Source organism: Corallococcus llansteffanensis (genome assembly GCF_003612055.1).
Lineage (GTDB): Bacteria > Myxococcota > Myxococcia > Myxococcales > Myxococcaceae > Corallococcus > Corallococcus llansteffanensis.
On the sequence record NZ_RAWB01000175.1, the window covers coordinates 1 to 16,702 of the forward strand.

At 71.1% G+C, this 16,702-nt stretch carries 12 protein-coding genes; 3 read left to right on the forward strand and 9 right to left on the reverse strand.

All coding sequences use genetic code 11. The features are described from left to right. Both D7V93_RS18080 and D7V93_RS18085 read left to right on the forward strand, forming a co-directional pair. On the forward strand, positions 1 to 2,814 hold a 2,814-nt coding region (locus D7V93_RS18080; protein WP_120644594.1), incomplete at its 5' end, for a DUF3857 domain-containing protein. Positions 2,815 to 2,898: 84 nt separating this feature from the next. Next, entirely contained in the window at positions 2,899 to 5,196 is a 2,298-nt protein-coding gene (locus tag D7V93_RS18085) for a hypothetical protein (RefSeq protein ID WP_208723057.1), read from the forward strand. A 25-nt stretch (positions 5,197 to 5,221) separates the two neighbouring features. Here the strand turns inward: D7V93_RS18085 and D7V93_RS18090 are convergent, their stop codons facing one another. Together D7V93_RS18090 and D7V93_RS18095 are read right to left on the reverse strand one after the other, a co-directional pair. Beyond that, a complete protein-coding gene (locus D7V93_RS18090; RefSeq protein ID WP_120644595.1) occupies positions 5,222 to 7,393 on the reverse strand; it encodes a bifunctional alpha,alpha-trehalose-phosphate synthase (UDP-forming)/trehalose-phosphatase in 2,172 nt (723 codons plus the stop codon). Between the two features lie 13 nt (positions 7,394 to 7,406). After that, on the reverse strand, positions 7,407 to 8,549 hold the full coding sequence (locus D7V93_RS18095) for a hypothetical protein (protein WP_120644596.1): 1,143 nt from the start codon (positions 8,547 to 8,549) through the stop codon (positions 7,407 to 7,409). A gap of 355 nt (positions 8,550 to 8,904) precedes the next feature. Between D7V93_RS18095 and D7V93_RS18100 the strand changes: the two genes are divergently transcribed. Then, positions 8,905 to 9,339: a cupin domain-containing protein gene (locus tag D7V93_RS18100; RefSeq protein ID WP_158623782.1), complete on the forward strand. Its 435-nt coding sequence runs from the start codon at positions 8,905 to 8,907 to the stop codon at positions 9,337 to 9,339. A gap of 83 nt (positions 9,340 to 9,422) precedes the next feature. Here D7V93_RS18100 and D7V93_RS18105 read toward each other — a convergent pair whose 3' ends face one another. The 7 genes from D7V93_RS18105 to speD are packed head-to-tail and all read right to left on the reverse strand — an operon-like array spanning position 9,423 to position 16,538. Next, positions 9,423 to 10,691: a threonine aldolase family protein gene (locus tag D7V93_RS18105; protein ID WP_120644598.1), complete on the reverse strand. Its 1,269-nt coding sequence runs from the start codon at positions 10,689 to 10,691 to the stop codon at positions 9,423 to 9,425. Between the two features lie 25 nt (positions 10,692 to 10,716). Then, entirely contained in the window at positions 10,717 to 12,360 is a 1,644-nt protein-coding gene (locus tag D7V93_RS18110) for an FAD-dependent oxidoreductase (RefSeq protein WP_120644599.1), read from the reverse strand. Beyond that, on the reverse strand, positions 12,342 to 13,838 hold the full coding sequence (locus D7V93_RS18115) for a polyamine aminopropyltransferase (RefSeq protein ID WP_120644600.1): 1,497 nt from the start codon (positions 13,836 to 13,838) through the stop codon (positions 12,342 to 12,344). Before D7V93_RS18115 ends, D7V93_RS18110 begins: the two co-directional genes overlap by 19 nt. A 13-nt stretch (positions 13,839 to 13,851) precedes the next feature. Continuing rightward, positions 13,852 to 14,079 (reverse strand): DUF350 domain-containing protein, encoded by a 228-nt coding sequence (locus tag D7V93_RS18120; RefSeq protein WP_120615111.1) that lies wholly within the window; start codon positions 14,077 to 14,079, stop codon positions 13,852 to 13,854. Positions 14,080 to 14,081: 2 nt separating this feature from the next. Next, positions 14,082 to 14,243: a hypothetical protein gene (locus tag D7V93_RS45870; RefSeq protein ID WP_167509124.1), complete on the reverse strand. Its 162-nt coding sequence runs from the start codon at positions 14,241 to 14,243 to the stop codon at positions 14,082 to 14,084. Between the two features lie 31 nt (positions 14,244 to 14,274). Continuing rightward, a complete protein-coding gene (locus tag D7V93_RS18125) occupies positions 14,275 to 16,191 on the reverse strand; it encodes a DUF4178 domain-containing protein (protein ID WP_120644601.1) in 1,917 nt (638 codons plus the stop codon). Next, the gene (speD, locus tag D7V93_RS18130) at positions 16,188 to 16,538 is read right to left on the reverse strand and encodes an adenosylmethionine decarboxylase (protein WP_120615105.1); all 351 of its coding nucleotides are present in this window, start codon (positions 16,536 to 16,538) and stop codon (positions 16,188 to 16,190) included. Before speD ends, D7V93_RS18125 begins: the two co-directional genes overlap by 4 nt. Between the last annotated feature and the right edge of the window lie 164 nt (positions 16,539 to 16,702).

Consider the following 16,702-nt stretch of genomic DNA (forward strand, 5'->3'; position numbering starts at 1 on the left):
CCGCAGCCCCTGCCCACCCTCACCTCCGCGCTGCGCGCGCTGGTGGAGAAGAACCCGGACGACGCGGCCCTGCGCGGCGACTACGCCCAGGTGCTCGCCTTCTTCCGCGCCTATGACGAGCGCGAGCACACCGCCGCCGCCGAGGCCGCCGCCGCCGCGGAAGCAGCCCCGAAGGACGCGCGCCTGCAGCTGCTCGCCGCGAACGCCCAGACGGATGACCTGAACGAGCGCCGCCGCTTCCTGGAGGCGGCCGTGAAGGCGGACCCCACCTATCCCCCGGCGCGGCTGGCGCTGGCGGACCACGAGATGGACCGCGGCCACCCGGAGCGCGTGCAGCCGCTGCTGGCCCCGATTCTCGAGCAGGATGACGGCCGCGCCGTGCCGGGCGCGAAGCTGCTGCTGGCCCGCGCCGCCGAGGCGCTGGGCGAGCGCGCCCGGGCGCACGCGCTGGTGGAGGAGACCTTCCGGCAGCAGCCCCGCGTGCCCCGCGTGGTGCGGGTGGCCGCGCAGGCGTCGCGCCAGCTGGGCCGCCACCAGGAGGCCATGGACCGCATGCGCGTGGTGCTGGCGCTGCGCTTCGATGACACCAACACCCGCCGGCAGTTGGCCTCCATGCTCGCGGACGCGGGCAAGGTGGACGCCGCCGAGCGCGAGTACGCGAAGCTCACCGACCTGAACCCCTTCGACAACGGCGCGCGCGTGCGGCTGGCGGAGCTCAAGGCCTCCAACGGCGCCGCGGAGGAAGCCGCCGCCCTCTTCACCGAGGCCAAGGCCCTGTCCCCCGACGAGCCGGAGGTCTACGAGCGCGAGGGCCGGGCGCTGCTCGCCGCGGGCCAGCGTGAGCCCGCCCTGGCCGCCTTCGAGCGCTCGCTGGTGCTGCGCCCGCAGAACCCCGGCCTCAAGGAGGCGCTGCGCGCCCTCAAGGGTGAGTCGGAGAGCGCGGGCATGCAGTACCTGGTGGACTCAAAGCCGCTCGGCAAGGAGGCGGAAGGCTACGTGCACGAGGACGCCGTCTACCTCGTGGACAACACCTACGTGCGCGTGCAGAAGAGCGGCCTGTCCAGCCGCCTGCAGCAGATGGTGGTGCGAGTCCTCAACCCGCGCGGCGTGGACGCGTTCCGCAACATCCCCGTCACCTACTCGCCGGACCGGCAGGAGGTGCGCGTGCTGCGCGCCCGCGTGACGAAGCCGGACGGCTCCGTGGTGGAGAGCTACGGCGACGCGGACCGCAACATGAACGAGCCGTGGACGGGCATGTACTACGACACCCGCGCGCGCGTGCTGTCGTTCCCGTCGCTGGCGGCCGGCGACACGCTGGAGCTCACCTACCGCCTGGACGACACCGCGCAGGACAACCTGCTGTCGGACTACTGGGGCGACGTGGAGAGCGTGCAGAGCACCTACCCGAAGGTGCGCTTCCAGTACGTCGTGGACATGCCCAAGGAGCGTCCGCTGTACTGGAACAAGAGCCGCCTCGCGGGCGTGACGCAAGCGCAGGAGACCCCGGAGAGCGACCGCACCGTGTACCGCTTCGGCGCGAAGCACGTGTCCAAGGTGGTGCCGGAGCCGGGCATGCCGGGCTGGGCGGAGGTCGCCCAGAACCTGCACATCTCCACGTACAAGACGTGGGACCAGGTGGGCCACTACTGGTGGGGCCTCGTGCGCGACCAGCTCCAGCCCAACGCGGAGCTCAAGACGACGGTGGACCAGGTGCTCCAGGGCGTGGACCGCAAGAACGAGCTGGCCGTCGTGCGCGCCATCTACTCCTTCGTCGTCACCAACACCCGCTACGTGGCGCTGGAGTTCGGCATCCACGGCTTCAAGCCATACAGAGTCGACCGCGTGCTCGCGCGCCGCTTCGGTGACTGCAAGGACAAGGCGAGCCTCATCTACTCCATGCTGAAGGTGGCGGGCGTGGACAGCCGGCTGGTGCTGCTGCGCATGCGCAACCTGGGCGCGCTGGACGCGGAGCCCGCGTCGCTCGCGGCGTTCAACCACGCCATCGCGTACGTGCCCAAGTTCGACCTGTACCTGGACGGCACCGCGGAGTTCCACGGCGCGAAGGAGCTTCCTTCCGCGGACCGCGTCGCCAACGTGCTGGTGGTGGACCCCAACGGGACGAGCAACTTCCTCACCACGCCGGAGGCGAAGGCGCAGGACAACACCACCACGCTGGCCATGGAGGTCGCGCTGCGGCCCGACGGCGGCGCGGACGTGAAGGGCCAGAGCAGCGTGTCCGGCCAGTCCGCGCCGGACTACCGCCGCGCCTACCGCCCGGAGTCCACGCGCAAGTCCACCTTCGAGCGCGCGTGGGCGCAGAGCTTCCCCGGCCTCACCGTGCGCGAGGTGAAGCTCAGCGACACCACCCGCCTGGACGACGACGTGTCGCTGGAGTTCAACATGGGCATCCCGCGCTACGCGGAGGTGTTCCCCGGCGGCAACCTGCGCTTCCTGCCCTTCGGCACCGGGCGCACCTACCAGCAGGCGTACGCGTCGCTCGCCGAGCGCCGCTTCGACCTCGTGATGCAGAGCCCCTGGGTGAACACCTTCAAGCTGCGCTACACGCTGCCCGGCGGCTACACCGTGGCGGAGATGCCCCAGGCGGTGGAGGAGACGACGCCGTTCGGTCGCGTGAAGCTCTCCTACCGCGTGGAGAACGGCACGCTCGTCGCCGACGGCGAGGTCGCCCTCTCCGTCGCCCGCATCAAGGCGTCCGAGTATCCCCAGTTCCGTGAGTTCCTGGGCCGCGTGGACCGGGCCTTCGGGCGCCGCGTCCTGCTCCAGGGACCGGGACAGAAGACGGCGTCGCGGTAGTCAGGCGACACGGGGCGGTGCTTCTTCGCGCCGCCCCGCACGCAGCGCTTGACCCGGACGCGGCCCTCCGGGCTTAAGCAAGCCATGCACCCTGCACGCGCGCTCGTCCTTGGCTGCCTGCTGGTGGCGGGGGCCGCCACCGCCGCTCCCGTCGTCCAGCTCCCCGAAGGAGGACGGGCCGTGGAGGTCCTCCCGAAGGGCATCCTGTGCGGCCCCGTGCGCGGCGGCTGGACGCTCTCCGCGGATGGCCGCTCGCTCAAGCCTCCCGCGAAGGCGGAGGACGGCGCGCGCGCGCTGGAGCTGAAGGTCGCCGACGACGAAGCAGGCTGCGCCACGGCCACCGACACCCTCGTCGTGGTGGCCACCGGGCCCTTCCCCCGCATCGACGCCGCATCCACCACGTTCTACCCGGACGACGGCCGGCTGGAGCTCAAGGGCACGGGGCTCAAGAGCGTGGCCATCACCTGGTCCGGCACGCCCCGGGGCGCGGAGCCCCTGCATCCCCTCATGGAGGGCCAGGACGTGTGCCTGGAGCCGTCAGGCCCGTCCGACTGCGCGGTGCCGGTGACGCCGGGGCTGCCCACGGACGCGACGCTGTCGTGGCTGCCGCCCTTCGCGCGGACGGGCCCGGACGTGACGACGTATGACGCCAACGGGCGCTTCCTGGACGACGAGTTCTTCCGCCTGCGCCCCGGCCGCACCGTGCTCACCCGGCCCCTGGTGCAGTCCTCCGGCGTGGACCTGTCCAAGGGCCCCGGCTACGTGGCGGTGACGCACTCGGAGGCCATCGCCTCCGTGGAGTGCGGCTCCGCGCGCTGTGAAGTCGCGGAAGGAGCGGTCTCCATCCGCAACGTGCCGGGGGTGAACCCCACCGTGGCGCTGCGGCTGCGGCTGACGCCGCGCGTGTTCTTCGCGCGGGGCGACGCGCTGGAGACCTCCGTGGCGGAGACGCTGCCCGTGCTGGCGTGCCCGCTCACCGCCGTGGAGGGCACGGTGCTGCGCGACGCGGAGGACTCCGCGCTGGTGATGCGCCTGGACGCGGCGTGCGCGCACGACCCGCGCGCCCTGCTCTGGACGGTGAACGGCGCCAGGGCCCGCGTGGAGCGCGTGGTGAAGGCCACCGAGGGCACCTATGTGCTCCTGCGCACCCGGGGCACCGACGAGCCGCAGGTCACCGTGACGGCCACCACGTCCCGCGTGGACGGCACGGTGGTGGCGTCGGAGACGGCGGAGACGAAGCCGTTGCCCGACCCGCGCGCGACGCTGGAATTGCCCGGCCACGGCAGCATCGACTTCGTGCCCACCAACCGCCCGGCGGAGATGACGGTGGCGTCCAACGGCGGCCAGGGCCGCTTCGTGCTGCGCCCGCTGGGCGGGGCCTATACCGTGACGACGCGGGAGCAGGCCACGCTCGTGCAGGGCGAGCCCACCGCGGGCGGCTTCGTGTCGCTGCGGTTCGGCTACCGGCTGCCCACGCTGCCGGCGGAATTGGCCACCACGGACCTGTTCCTCACCAGCGAGCGCGTGCAGCGCGCGGTGCGCGAGGCGAGCGTGCCCGCCAACGTGGAGGGCCTGGTGGAGTTCGTCTGCGCGGACAAGGAGGGCCACGACGAGACGCTCTCCCCCAGTCGCCCGCACCGGCTGGACTACGCCATGCGCAACACCTGCCGCGTCATCATCCACCGCGAGCGCCTGAAGCCCGAGGACGGCAACCAGGAGATCACCCTGCGCATCGACGTGACGAAGTCCGACGGCTCCAGCCGCGGGGAGAGCCACGTGGAGCAGCGCCTGTTCCTGCGCCCCAAGGGCGAGGTGCGCGTCATCCCCGTGCAGGGCAACCTGGGCCAGTACGACCGCATCCTCGTGCAGGTGGCGCACGTCGCGGACGAGTCGCGCTACGCCCTGTCCACCGTGGACCGCACCGGCCTGCCCTCCGCGCAGTGGACCGCCATCGTGCGCGGCGGCATGTTCCGCCTCTACACCATGGCCACCATCCCCGCGGGCCTCTACCGCGCGACGCAGCCCACGGGGCAGCTGGCCATCAACTTCGGCGTGCTGTCGCGCCTGGCGCTGCTCAACAACGAGGGCCAGGAGCGGCTCCTGGGCATCGAGCTGGGGCTCATGGGCCTGGGGCTCGTGCCGCAGTCCGGGGACATCCAGTTCCCGCCCACGCTCGCGGCCGTGCTGGGGCTGGGCCTGCGCGTGCCCATTGGCCCGGGCGCGGCGGTGGGCGCGCAGGCGTGGATTGCCCGCGAGTTCCGGGGCGACATCACCCGGCGCACCAGCGGCGACCCGAGCACCGACACCGTGGTGCCCTCCAGCAAGTGGTCCTTCATCTTCGGGCCCAGCATCTCCGTGGGGAACGTGGGCTTCAACCTCTGAAGCCCGCGCCTCCCCCGGGCGGGCGCTACTTCCCGAGCAGCTCCTTCAAGAGCCGCCGCACCTCCGGCGGCCCCTCCACCCGGTAGCCCGCGCGCGTGTGCTTGTTGCCCGCGTGCACGGTGAGGCCGCCCGGTGGAATCGCCGCGAAGAGGTCCTCGTCGGTGACGTCGTCGCCCACGGCCAGCACGCGGACGTCCGGCGCCTCGTCGCGCAGCACCTCCGGCACGACGCGGCCCTTGTTGACGCCCCGGGGCCGCACCTCCACCACCCGGTCCCCGGGCAGGATGTGCATGGGCTCCTGGGAGAACTGCTCGTACAAGAGCAGCCGCAGCTCCCGCGCCTGGAGCGCGCCGAACTCCGCGTCCACCTTGCGGTAGTGCCACGCGAGCGACGCCGTCTTCTCCTCCACGAACGAGCCCGCCACCCGCGCGGAGAACGCGTCCAGCACGGGCTTCACCCGGGGCTTCCATTCGAAGGACACGCCCGGCAGCGCCTGCCACGGCTGCCCCCGCCGCATGCGCGACCACAGGCCGTGCTCGGCGTGCAGGCCCATGGGCAGCTCACCGAACCACGCCTCCAGTGTCTCGCGCGGGCGGCCGCTCACCACGTGCACGGACATGTCCGGCCGTGCGCAGAGTTCCTTGAGCAGCGTCATCAGCTCCGGGTCTGGTGAGGCCAGCTCCGGCGTCGGGGCGAAGCCCACGAGCGTGCCGTCGTAGTCCAGGAACAGCACCTTGCGTCCGGGCCCCTTGAGCTTCTCCAGCACGAGCAGGCCGTCCGGCAGCGGCGGTCGCTCCGCGACGGACTTCAGGCCCTGGAGCCGGTCCAGGAAGCGGTCCACCCACCAGTGCACGTCGCGCGCCTTCACGCCCGCGCGCAGGCAGCGCATGCGGCGCTGTCGCTCGGGCCTGGGCATCTCCAGCGCCTCTTCGATGGCGTCCGCCATGCCCTCCACGTCGTAGGGATTGACGAGCAGCGCGTCGCTCATCTCCGCCGCCGCTCCCGCGAATTCGCTCAGCACGAGCACGCCGTCCTCGTCCGGGCGGGACGCGCAGAACTCCTTGGCGACGAGGTTCATGCCGTCGCGCACGGGCGTCACCAGCATCACGTCCGTGCCCCGGTAGAGGCTCACGAGCTGCTTCTCGTTGAGCGACCGGTAGAGGTAGTGCACCGGCGTGCTGTGCACGGTGCCGTACGTGCCGTTGATGCGGCCCACCAGCTCGTCCACCGTCTCGCGGTACTCCGCGTAGGCCTGCACCTCGGTGCGGCTGGGCACGGCCACCTGGATGAAGCGCAGGCGGCCGCGCAGGGCCGGGGAGCGCTCCAGCACGCGCTGCACCGCGAGCAGCCGCCGGGGGATGCCCTTGGTGTAGTCCAGCCGGTCGATGCCCAACAGCAGCCGCTCGCCGTGGGAGCGCGCGTGCAGCGTCTTCACCTCCTCCATCACCGCCGGCTCCTGTGCCCGCGCCTCGAAGGAGGCAGCGTCGATGCCCATGGCGAAGGCGCCCACGCGCACCTCGCGCCCCTGGAAGAGGATGCGGTCGACGTCCGTGTCCAACCCCAGTTGCCGCAGCAGCGTGCCGGAGAAGTGGCGCACGTAGCTCACCGCGTGGAAGCCGATGAGGTCCGCGCCCAGCAGCCCCTTCAGCAGCTCCGTGCGCCGGGGCAGCGTGCTGAAGATCTCCGACGACGGGAACGGGATGTGGTGGAAGTAACCGATGCGCGCGTGCGGCAGGCGCGCGCGCAGCAGGCCGGGCACCAGCATGAGCTGGTAGTCGTGCACCCAGATGGTGTCGCCCGGCTGGTAGTGCTTCGCGGCCAGGTCGGCGAAGCGCTCGTTGGCCTTGCGGTACGCGTCCCAGTCGCGGTCCTGGCGCGGGATGCGCTCCAGCATGTAGTGGCACAGCGGCCAGAGGACGCGGTTGGAGTAGCCCTCGTAGAAGCGGCTGACCTCGCTGGCGGAGAGGTACAGCGGCACACAGCGCAGGTCCGCCAACTGCTGCTCCACCCGGGTGCGCTGGGCGTCCGTCAACCGGGAGACATCTCCGGGCCAGCCAATCCACACGCCACCGGAGCGCTCGTGCGGCTGACTGAGGCCGGTGGCGAGTCCTCCGGCGCTTCGCACCACGGAGACGCCGTCCTTCTCCGCTTTGACGGTGACGGGAAGGCGGTTCGAGACGAGCAGGAGTCGGGACATAGGCCCCAATGCTCTATTCACCCACACCTGGAATGGCTACCGCCCCTCGGGGTTGGCTGACGGATGCCGGACCCTGGGGACCCTTCGTCCAGCCCAGCCTGTTCAGCAACGCGGGTTCCCGCCCGGCCTTCCACACGAACGCGTCCAGCAGGTAGTGCGTGGCCTGGGGCAGCGCCAGCAGCGGCACCACCAGCGCCAGCACGTCCGGCTCCAGGACCAGGCCGCTGTCGCCGAACAACACCGCGCGGTCGTGCCACACCAGCAGGTCCCAGAGCCCCTCTTCTAGCAGCGCCAGCACCCCGAGGAACAGCAGGAAGCCCGGCAGCCCCGCGCGCAGGAGCACGCCCACCGCGCCGGAGCCCCCTTCCGCGTGACGGCCGCGCGCGTAGCGGAACAGCAGCGCGAAGTACGGCACGCCGTGCAGCACCACGTTCATCACCGTGAAGGCGAAGTCGTCGCGCGCGAGCACGATGCCGCCGAACCACGCGACCCACGTGGCCGCCACCAGCAGCAGCTTGCCTGCCTGCACCCCGTCCCCGCGTGCGACGCGCAGGCCCTGGAAGCCGGCCCACGTGACGAGCACCGCCGCATGCGCGACCAGCGCCGCCGTGCCCGCCCACGTCGGCAGGCCCGCGAGGAAGTCGTGCTCCACGAACCACCAGAAGGCCCGGGGCAGGTTCGCATGCCACCAGACCACGGGGCCCAGCGTCGCGGCGTAGATGGCCGCCGCGTCCAGGCGCCGCTCGAAGCTGGAGGCGTGGGCCTTGCGCGCGTAGAGCGCCACCCAGCCGTACTGCTGGCGGATGAAGTGGAACAGCGCCATGTAGGCGAACACGCTCCAGAACGCGGCCGGGGAGAGGGAATGCGCGAGCACGCCCACCGCGTACGCCACGAGCGGCGCGCCCACGTAGAGGCCCGGCCGGCGTCCCACCTCCGCGCCGTCCAGGTACGTCCGGAACAGCGTGGACCAGACGTGCGCCACGTCCACGCCCACCACGAACAACAGCCACGCCCAGGGGGGCGTGTCCCCCACCGCGCCCAGCCACGGCGCGGCCAGCACGAACGCCACGGACACGAGCGCGCTGCCAGCGAACACGGTGAGGTCCACGGCGGGGCCGAACAACCAGGCCTGCGTGGGCGCGAGGAGACGGGACATCGGGCCCGGGAGCCTACCAAGCCCGCTTCAGCGCGGGGCCGGGCGTGGCGGGTGTTTCAAGAAACAACGAGGAGGTGCATCCGAACGTGCCCGAGGTGCGTAGGGATGGGTGCGAAAGCTCCCCTGCGGGTTTCCACGTGGGTCCACAAGCCATCTCGCGATTTCTGTCGGATCAGAAAATGCGACCCGGACCACCCGGGATGGACAGCGGCCGTGGAATCTTCCGCCCGCCGCCATGAGGGGGCGCAGCACGTCAAACATGACAACCTTGCACGTGGGGCAAACTTGCAAGGAATTCAGTGTTGCGCGTTATCATGGACAACGACACACACGCAGGGCCGACCTGGAGGATGTCATGTCCGGACTGACGATGATGATGGATGGCCTGGTGCACACCGCGGATCTCGAGTGGAAGCCGCTCGGTCCTGGAACCGCCTACCGCCTGTTGCGCGTGAGTGCGGAGAGCGGCGTGTGGAGCGCGATCCTCAAGATGGACAAGGGCGCCGTCTTCGCCCCGCACAAGCACCTGGGCCCGGCGGAGATCTTCATCCTCTCCGGCTCCACGCAGGACCGGCACGGCACCACCCGCGCGGGCGACTACGAGTTCGAGCCGCTGGGCGCCGAGCACCCCGCCACCACCGCGCTGGAGGAGTCGATCATCCACTTCACCGCGCACGGCCCCATCGCCTTCCACGACGAGAAGGGCCGCATCGCGATGCTGCTGGACGCGGAGTTCTTCCTGAAGACCCAGGAGCAGGCGCCCCAGTACAGCATCAAGAAGGCGGCCTGACGCCTGAGCCGGGACACCGGGCGTGACGCACGGTGTCTCTGTTTCACGGCAGGGGTTGCTGTCTTTGAAGTCCGGCGGCCCCTTCAGGCCGCTTCGAGCAGGCGCAGGAAGGCCCGGGCCGCGTCGGCGTCGCTGATGCGCCCCAGCCCCTCGCCCACCTGCAGCTCCGCGGACACGACGCCGGGCACGCGCGTCTGTCCGAAGCCTCCCGCCACCCAGACGCGGTCCTCGCGCGCGATGCGGTCGCGCTGACGGCTGTACGCCCCGGGTGAGCCGCGCAGGAACACGTGGAACATGTTCGTCTGCACGGGCTGCGGCAGCACGGTGACGCGCGGATCCGCCGCCAGCAGCGCGGTGAGGGCCTTCGCGCGCTTCACGTGGGCGGGGATGGCGGCCAGCGCCGCGTCCAGGCGCATGGCGGCGGAGGCCACGTAGGGCGCCAGCTGGTACAGGTTGCCGCCGTGCCGGTGGCGCCACACGCGCGACTCGCGGATGAAGTCGCGGCCGCCCACCAGCATCGCGCCGCCAATGGCGCCCACCATCTTGTAGAAGGACACGTAGACGGAGTCGAAGCCCTTGCAGATGTCCGCGTAGGAGCGGCCGTAGAAGGGCTGGCTCTCCCACAGCCGCGCGCCGTCCATGTGCAGCTTCACCTTGCGCTCGCGGCAGGTGCGCTTGAGCGCGGTGAGCTGCTCCCACGTCTGGAGCTGCCCGCCCAGCCACCGCACCGGCAGCTCCACGCTCACGGTCCCCAGCGCCTCCCGCGACTGCGCCACGTCGTCGGCCAGGAGCGGCCGCGTCCACGGGCCCAGGTACACGGCGCGCAGCTGGTGCAGGACGGAATAGCTGTCGTCCTCGTGCAGCACGTGGTGCGACGACGGGTGCACGCCCACGGTGCGCGGGCCGCCCGCGTCCGCGTAGATGCGCAGCGCGATGAGCTGGCCCATGGTGCCGGTGGGCATGAAGCACGCGTCCTCGAAGCCGAGCAGGTCCGCGATGCGCTTCTCGAACGCCTGCACGAAGTCGCCGTTGCCGTACACGTCGCTGGACAGGTGCTGGCGCTGCATCCACTCGCCAATGCGCACGTACTCCGCGCCGTCATCGGCCGTGGAGCCCGAGGTCAGCGACGCGGTGCAGCCCCGCCGCAGCTGCTCGTACTCCGCCTGCGAGGCCGGCGCGCTCCCCGCCACGCCGCCATCTTTCGTCCCCGGTGTCGCGGCGTTCCCGGCCGCACGAACGGGCGCCACACCTCCATCCGGAGCCGCTTCTGCCCGCGCGGGAAACAGCGTGGAGCCCGCGAGCAGGCTGGTGAGTGCGAGGAACTCCGAGCGGCTGAAGCGACTGTCCTTCATGGGCCCATCCCTCCCGAAACCACGTTCAAAGCCAGGTGGCGTCCTTGCGCCCCAGTCCCGCCAGCGCCAGCTCCGCGGCGCGCACCCCGAACCAGTTGGCCTCCTCGAAGAGCGCCATGCCGCCCAGGTCCGTGTGCGCGAAGTGCAGGTGCCGGCCCAGGCTCTCCCGGGCGGCCTTGCGCGCCTCGCCCCAGAGGAAGCCCGGCTGGGGGCGCACCATCGCGTGGCCCCAGCGCTGCACCTCCAGCCGCTGCGTGAGCGCGCCCAGGCCCGGGTGCGCCGGCAGCAGGTCCGCCATCACCAGCGCCTCCCAGTCCCCGTACGTGGCCGAGAGGGCCTTATTGCGCTCGGCCTTCACGTCCGCGCCGGCCATGGGCAGGTACCAGGTGAGCACCGTGGGCCCGCGCTCGTCCTGGCGCAGCGCCTGGTGCGTGGCCACCACGTAGCCCAGGCTCTGGCTCTCGTAGAGGACGTTGTCCCACGCGAGCGGGAAGCCGCGCGACACGGGCGGCCCCGACAGCGTCAGGTTCGCCACCACCCACGGGCTGTACGCGAAGGCGTCCATCCACGCGGGCCGGGCCTCGCGCCACGGCGCCACCACGTGCGCGGCGACGAAGCGGGGACACGCCAGCACCACCTGCCGCGCCTGGAAGCCCCGGGGCGCTCCGGTGCGCGCGTCCAGCGCCTGCACGCGGCAGCCGCCCTCCCCCGGCTCCACCGTGTGCACCAGCACGTTCGTTTCCACCTGGCGCGGGCCCAGCGACGACACCAGCTGCCGCACCAGCCGGCCGTTGCCCTCGGGCCAGGAGAGGAACCCGTCGCTGCGCTCGCCCTTGCCGTTCTGCCGCGCGGCGAAGTACCAGATGCCCGCCCAGGCGGAGACGTGCTCGGCGGTGGTGCCGTAGTCGTCGCGGCACGCGTAGTCCACGAACCACTTGAGCCGGGGCGAACGGAAGCCCTCCGCCTCCAGCCACCGCGCCATGCTCAGCGCGTCCAGCGCCGTCCACTCCGCGTCGTCGCTGGAGAGCGCCACCGGGACAGAGAACGCCTTGCGCCCCTTCGCGTCGCGCGCGGCGGCGAAGGCGTTCATCCTCGCGTCGAAGCGCTCCAACTCCTCCAGGTCCTGAGCGCTCGCGCCCGCGCGCAGGTACAGCCCCTCGTACCAGTGGCCCCGGTAGAAGAGCCGCTCGTCGGGCTCCTGGATGAGCAGCTCCTCCGCGAATGACGGGTGGCCTTCCTCATCCACGCCGGTGACGGCGTCCATCTCCCTGAGCAGCCGCATCACCGGCCCGCGGTCCTCCAGCGGCGACGGCAGGTAGTGCGCGCCCCACGGGAACGCGGACACGCCGTTCCTCCCCGAGCGCGACGTGCCCCCCGCTTCCGCCTCCAGCTCCACCACCCGCACGTCCTTCACGCCCGCGCCCGCGAGGCGCCACGCGGCGGACAGCCCGGCCGCGCCGGCGCCGACAATCAGCACGTCCACCGGCTCGAAGGTCTCCGCGCGCGGCAGCGGGCCGCCCCGCAGCTTGTGGCCGGTGTCCACCGCCCGGTCCACGATGGCGCCCGGCACCGGCGCGCGAGGCGCCTGCTGCCGCTGACAGGCGCTCGCCACGGAGGCGCCCAGGAACGCGGCCACCAGCTCGCGCCGCGTCAGTTCCACCGACGCCATTCCTCTTCGTAGTAGTGCACCAGCACCTGGTTGTTCAGCCGGTTCACCTCCGCCGGCAGCGGCGCCATGTCCGGCGCGAAATGCGTGAGGGACTCCAGCGTGTCCTCGTCCAGGAACGTGAGCCCCTCCGGCAGCGGGCGGTGCCGGTCGGGCGCCTCCAGCGCCACCATCACGTAGCCCCACTCGCCGAAGGACGGCACCAGCGCGTGGTAGGGCTGCGTCCAGAAGCCCGCCGCCTTGAGCGTGGTCTCCACGCACCAGAACGAGCGCCGCGCGAACAGGGGGCTGGTGCTCTGGATGACCGCCACGCCGCCGGGCGACAGGCGCTTCTTCAGAATCTTGTAGAAGCCCGTCGTGTACAGCTTCCCCAGCGCGAAGTTGTTGGGGTCCGGGAAGTCCACCACCACCACGTCGAAGGAGCCCGTGCCCTCCGACAGGAACTGCATCGCGTCCGTGTTGATGACGCGCATCTTCGGGTGCGTCATCGCGTGCCCGTTGAGCGCCGCCAGCTCCTTGTAGCCCGTGGCCAGCCCGGTGATGGCCGGGTCCAGGTCCACCAGCGTGACGGACTTCACCTCCGGGTAGCGCAGCACCTCGCGCGCCGCGAGCCCGTCGCCGCCGCCAAGGATCAGCACGTGCTCCACCGAGCGCGCGCGCACCATGGCCGGGTGCACCAGGGACTCGTGGTAGCGGTACTCGTCGATGCTGGCGAACTGGAGGTTGCCGTTGAGGAACAGCGAGAAGCCCCGCTTGCCGCGCGTGACGATGATGCGCTGGTACGGGGAGCTGGTCGCGTGCACCACCTCATCCGCGTAGAGCTGGTCCTCGTAGAACGTGGTCAGCCGGTCCCCCAGCGCGAAGCACACGAGCAGCCCCGCGCACAGCACCACCGCCTTGATGCGCAGGCGCACGGGGTTGGCCAGCACGGGCGCGAGCAGCCACGTGCTCCACAGCCCCACGCCCGCGTTCAAGAGGCCGAAGAGGAGCGACGTGCGCACCAGGCCCAGCTTCGGCACGAGCAGGAGCGGGAAGGCCACGCTCGCGGCCAGCGCGCCCAGGTAGTCGAACGTCAGCACCTGGCTGACCAGGTCCTTGAACTTGAGCTGGTCCTGCAGGATGCGCAGGAGCAGGGGGATCTCCAGCCCCACCAGCGTCCCAATCACGAGCACGCTGCCGTACAGCACGACGGGGAAGACGCTGGTGAGCGTGAAGGTGAGGAAGAGCATCGGCGCGCACAGGCCACCGACGAGCGCCACCGCCAGCTCTATCTCCACGAAGCGCTGGGCCACCCCGCGCTCCACGAAGCGCGACAGGTAGCTGCCAATCCCCATGGCGAACAGGTAGCCGCCGATGACGGTGGAGAACTGGGTGATGCTGTCCCCCAGCAGGTAGCTGGCGAGCGTCCCGACGATGAGCTCGTAGATGAGCCCGCACGTCGCGATGACGAGGACGGTGAGAAAGAGCAGCGTCTTGTTCAAAGCGTCACGTCGTTCAGCCGCTGATGGCCGCCGCGATGATGATGGCCAGGCCCAGGATGAACGAGCCGATGACGATGCCCAGCGCCGTGTTCTGGTCGGCTTCAATCTCCTTGTGCACGTCGTAGGGGAGGATGAGCCGGATGACGAAGAAGCCGGCGACGAACACCGCCAACCCGATGATCGAATAGATGACGCTCGCCAGCACTCCCTGCAGCGTCACCACCACTCCGAGCAGCAGCAGCATCACTTGCCTCCCATGAATCCGCCGGTCCACAGCAGCACGCCGCCCGGGCCGCGCCGCACATCCCCTGTCACCCGGCCGCGCTCCTCGCCACTGAACGGGGCCCAGCCGGTAAAGGTCGCCCACCCGTAGGCCAGCAGCACCAGCCCGCCAAGGTACTTCATCGTCCACCTCCGTCCGCGCTCACCGCGGGCCCTACTGCAGGTTGCTTTCCTGCCATCGCTCGGTCTCGAAGCCGTTGGCGCCAATGAACGACAGCCCCGGCGCCAGCAGCAGCAGCACCAGCGCGATGACGAGCCAGCTCTCGTTGACCGTGTCGTGCGTCAGCCGCACCTGGTACCCGATGCCGCCCCGGTTCACCACCTGGAGCCCCAGGTTCGGGTCGTACGACGTGGTGGTGCGCAGCACGTACTTCCCCGCGGGCACGGTGGACAGGAACACGCTGCCCTGGTTGCCGCCCTCGCTCCAGGAGCCGTCGCTGTCACGCCCATGGTAGTAGCTGATCTCCTCGTAGAAGCTCACCACGTCCTGCGTCTCCTGGTTCACCAGGTCGCCCTGCACGCCCACCCACGCGTTGTCGAGCGCGTTGGCCATCGCCACCTCCACCCGGACGTTGCCCGCCCGGGTGATCTCGAACGGTTCGCTGAAGCGCATGGTGGCGGGGGTGCCGGACGCCGCGCCCGGCGCCACCTGCACCCGCATGTCCAGCACCTGGGCGTTGAGCGCCCGCGCGTGGAGGAAGGCCGACAGCGCGAGCAGCGCCACCACCCAGATGCCCGTCCAGAGCAGCGTCTGCATCAGCTTCTTGCGGCGCGTGTTGGGCTGGCTGGGCGCGATGCCCCGGGGCTCCGGCAGCTTCTCCTTCAGCTTGAACGCGGCCTGCACCTGCTCCGGCGTGAGGTACTCGCCGTGGGTGTACGTGACTTCGTTGTCGGTGGAGTCCTCGTTCACGGAGTACGGCGGCGCGACGTATTCGGTGGCGCGCGCCGTCTCGCCCTGGAACACCTGCCAGTAGAACTCGCCCACCACCGCGTCGGTGACGGCGGTCACGGACTGGAAGGCCTTGTAGCGCCGGCCCTCGTAGTACGCGGAAGACTGAGGCACCACGTCCGCGTCCCCCGCCGCCAGGGGCTTCAAGAACACCCAGTGGCCGTTGGACTCCATCAGCCAGGTGAAGCCGCGCGTCGGGTGGTAGAGCAGGTACTCCAGCCACGGGTAGCGCGTGCCCTCCACCACGCACGAGCGCTCCTGGTAGCCGATGAGGATCCACTCCACCCCGTCGAGCGTCCCCTTCATGCCCAGCGACAGGTCCGCCGGGAGGTCCGGCTTCTGGAGCAGCTTGAGGAACGACAGCTTGCCCTCGCGCACGTCCAGGAGCGCGCCGCAGTACGGGCACGCCACGCGCATCGTCTGGTCCGGCGCGCGCAGCTCCAGCGGGCCGTTGCACTGCGTACAGCGCGCCTGCTGCAGCGTGGCCTTGCGCACGCGTGGGCGCAGGTCGTTGGCCGGGATGCCCAGCTGCGCAAGCTCCAGCCGCTGCCCCAGGAAGACCTCGGGGTCGCGGTCGCGCGTGCCGAAGTCCAGCGTGACGAACAGGCCCCGGGGGCCCGTGGCGTCCACGTAGTACGCGTCCTGGGTGGGATCCACGTCGCTGGGCAGCTGCCCCTCCGCCGCGACCACGCGCCCGTGGCCCCGCTCTTCAATCACCAGCGGGCGGTTGCGCAGGCGCAGACGGTCACCGGGGTGGAGCGCGTCCAGCTCCAGCCCCTCCTCCACGCCCGCGTCGAAGAGCAGGTGGAAGGCGCCCTCGGACTCGCTGAGCCAGCCGGTGCGGCCGTCCGCCATCTCCACGTACCACTCGTCCCAGGGACCAGCGCCGTGGTCCTTCTGGAGGTGGCCCACGATCTGGTAGGCGCTGCTGTTGACGCGCCCCTCCAGGCCCAGGCGCAAGGGGGAGTCGGTCTCCACGATGCGGGCCACCCGGCCGTGGGACTCCAGGTCCACGCCGGTGCGCGCCACCATCGTCTGGCAGTGGGCGCACACGACCACCTGCGCCGAACCGACGGTGAACTCCACGCTCGCCCCACACGACGGACACGCCCCCTGCGTCACGCCTCCACCCCTCTCGACAGCTCTCGGACGCGGCAGGACGTGGCGCCCAGGTACCGGGCCGCCAGCGCGGCGAAGTCCGGACAGGCGCGGGTGCGGCAGCAGTAGACGTTGAGCGCGGCGAAGCCGTGCTCCGGGAAGGTGTGGATGGCCAGGTGGCTTTCGGCCAGCAGCGCCAGGCCCGTGATGCCGCCGGGCTCCGGGAAGACGTGCCACTGGGGCTGGCCCACGACCTTGAGGTCCAAGGCGACGACGAGCGCCTCGAAGAGGGCCGCCAGGGCGGGCGCGTCCTTGAGCCGTTCCGGCGCGCAGCCGCTCGCGTCAACCAGCCATTCCTGTCCGGTTGTCACAGGGAAAACCTCCGGGGATGGCTGGACTCTTTAGCACGCCGTGGCCCTGTCGAAAGCCGCTAGGATGCGTGCGCCATGCGCAACCGATTCCTGACCGTTGGTTTCCTCTGCCTCGCCCTCACCGCGTGCTCCAAGGACAAGGAGTCCGAAGGCAAGGCCTCCCC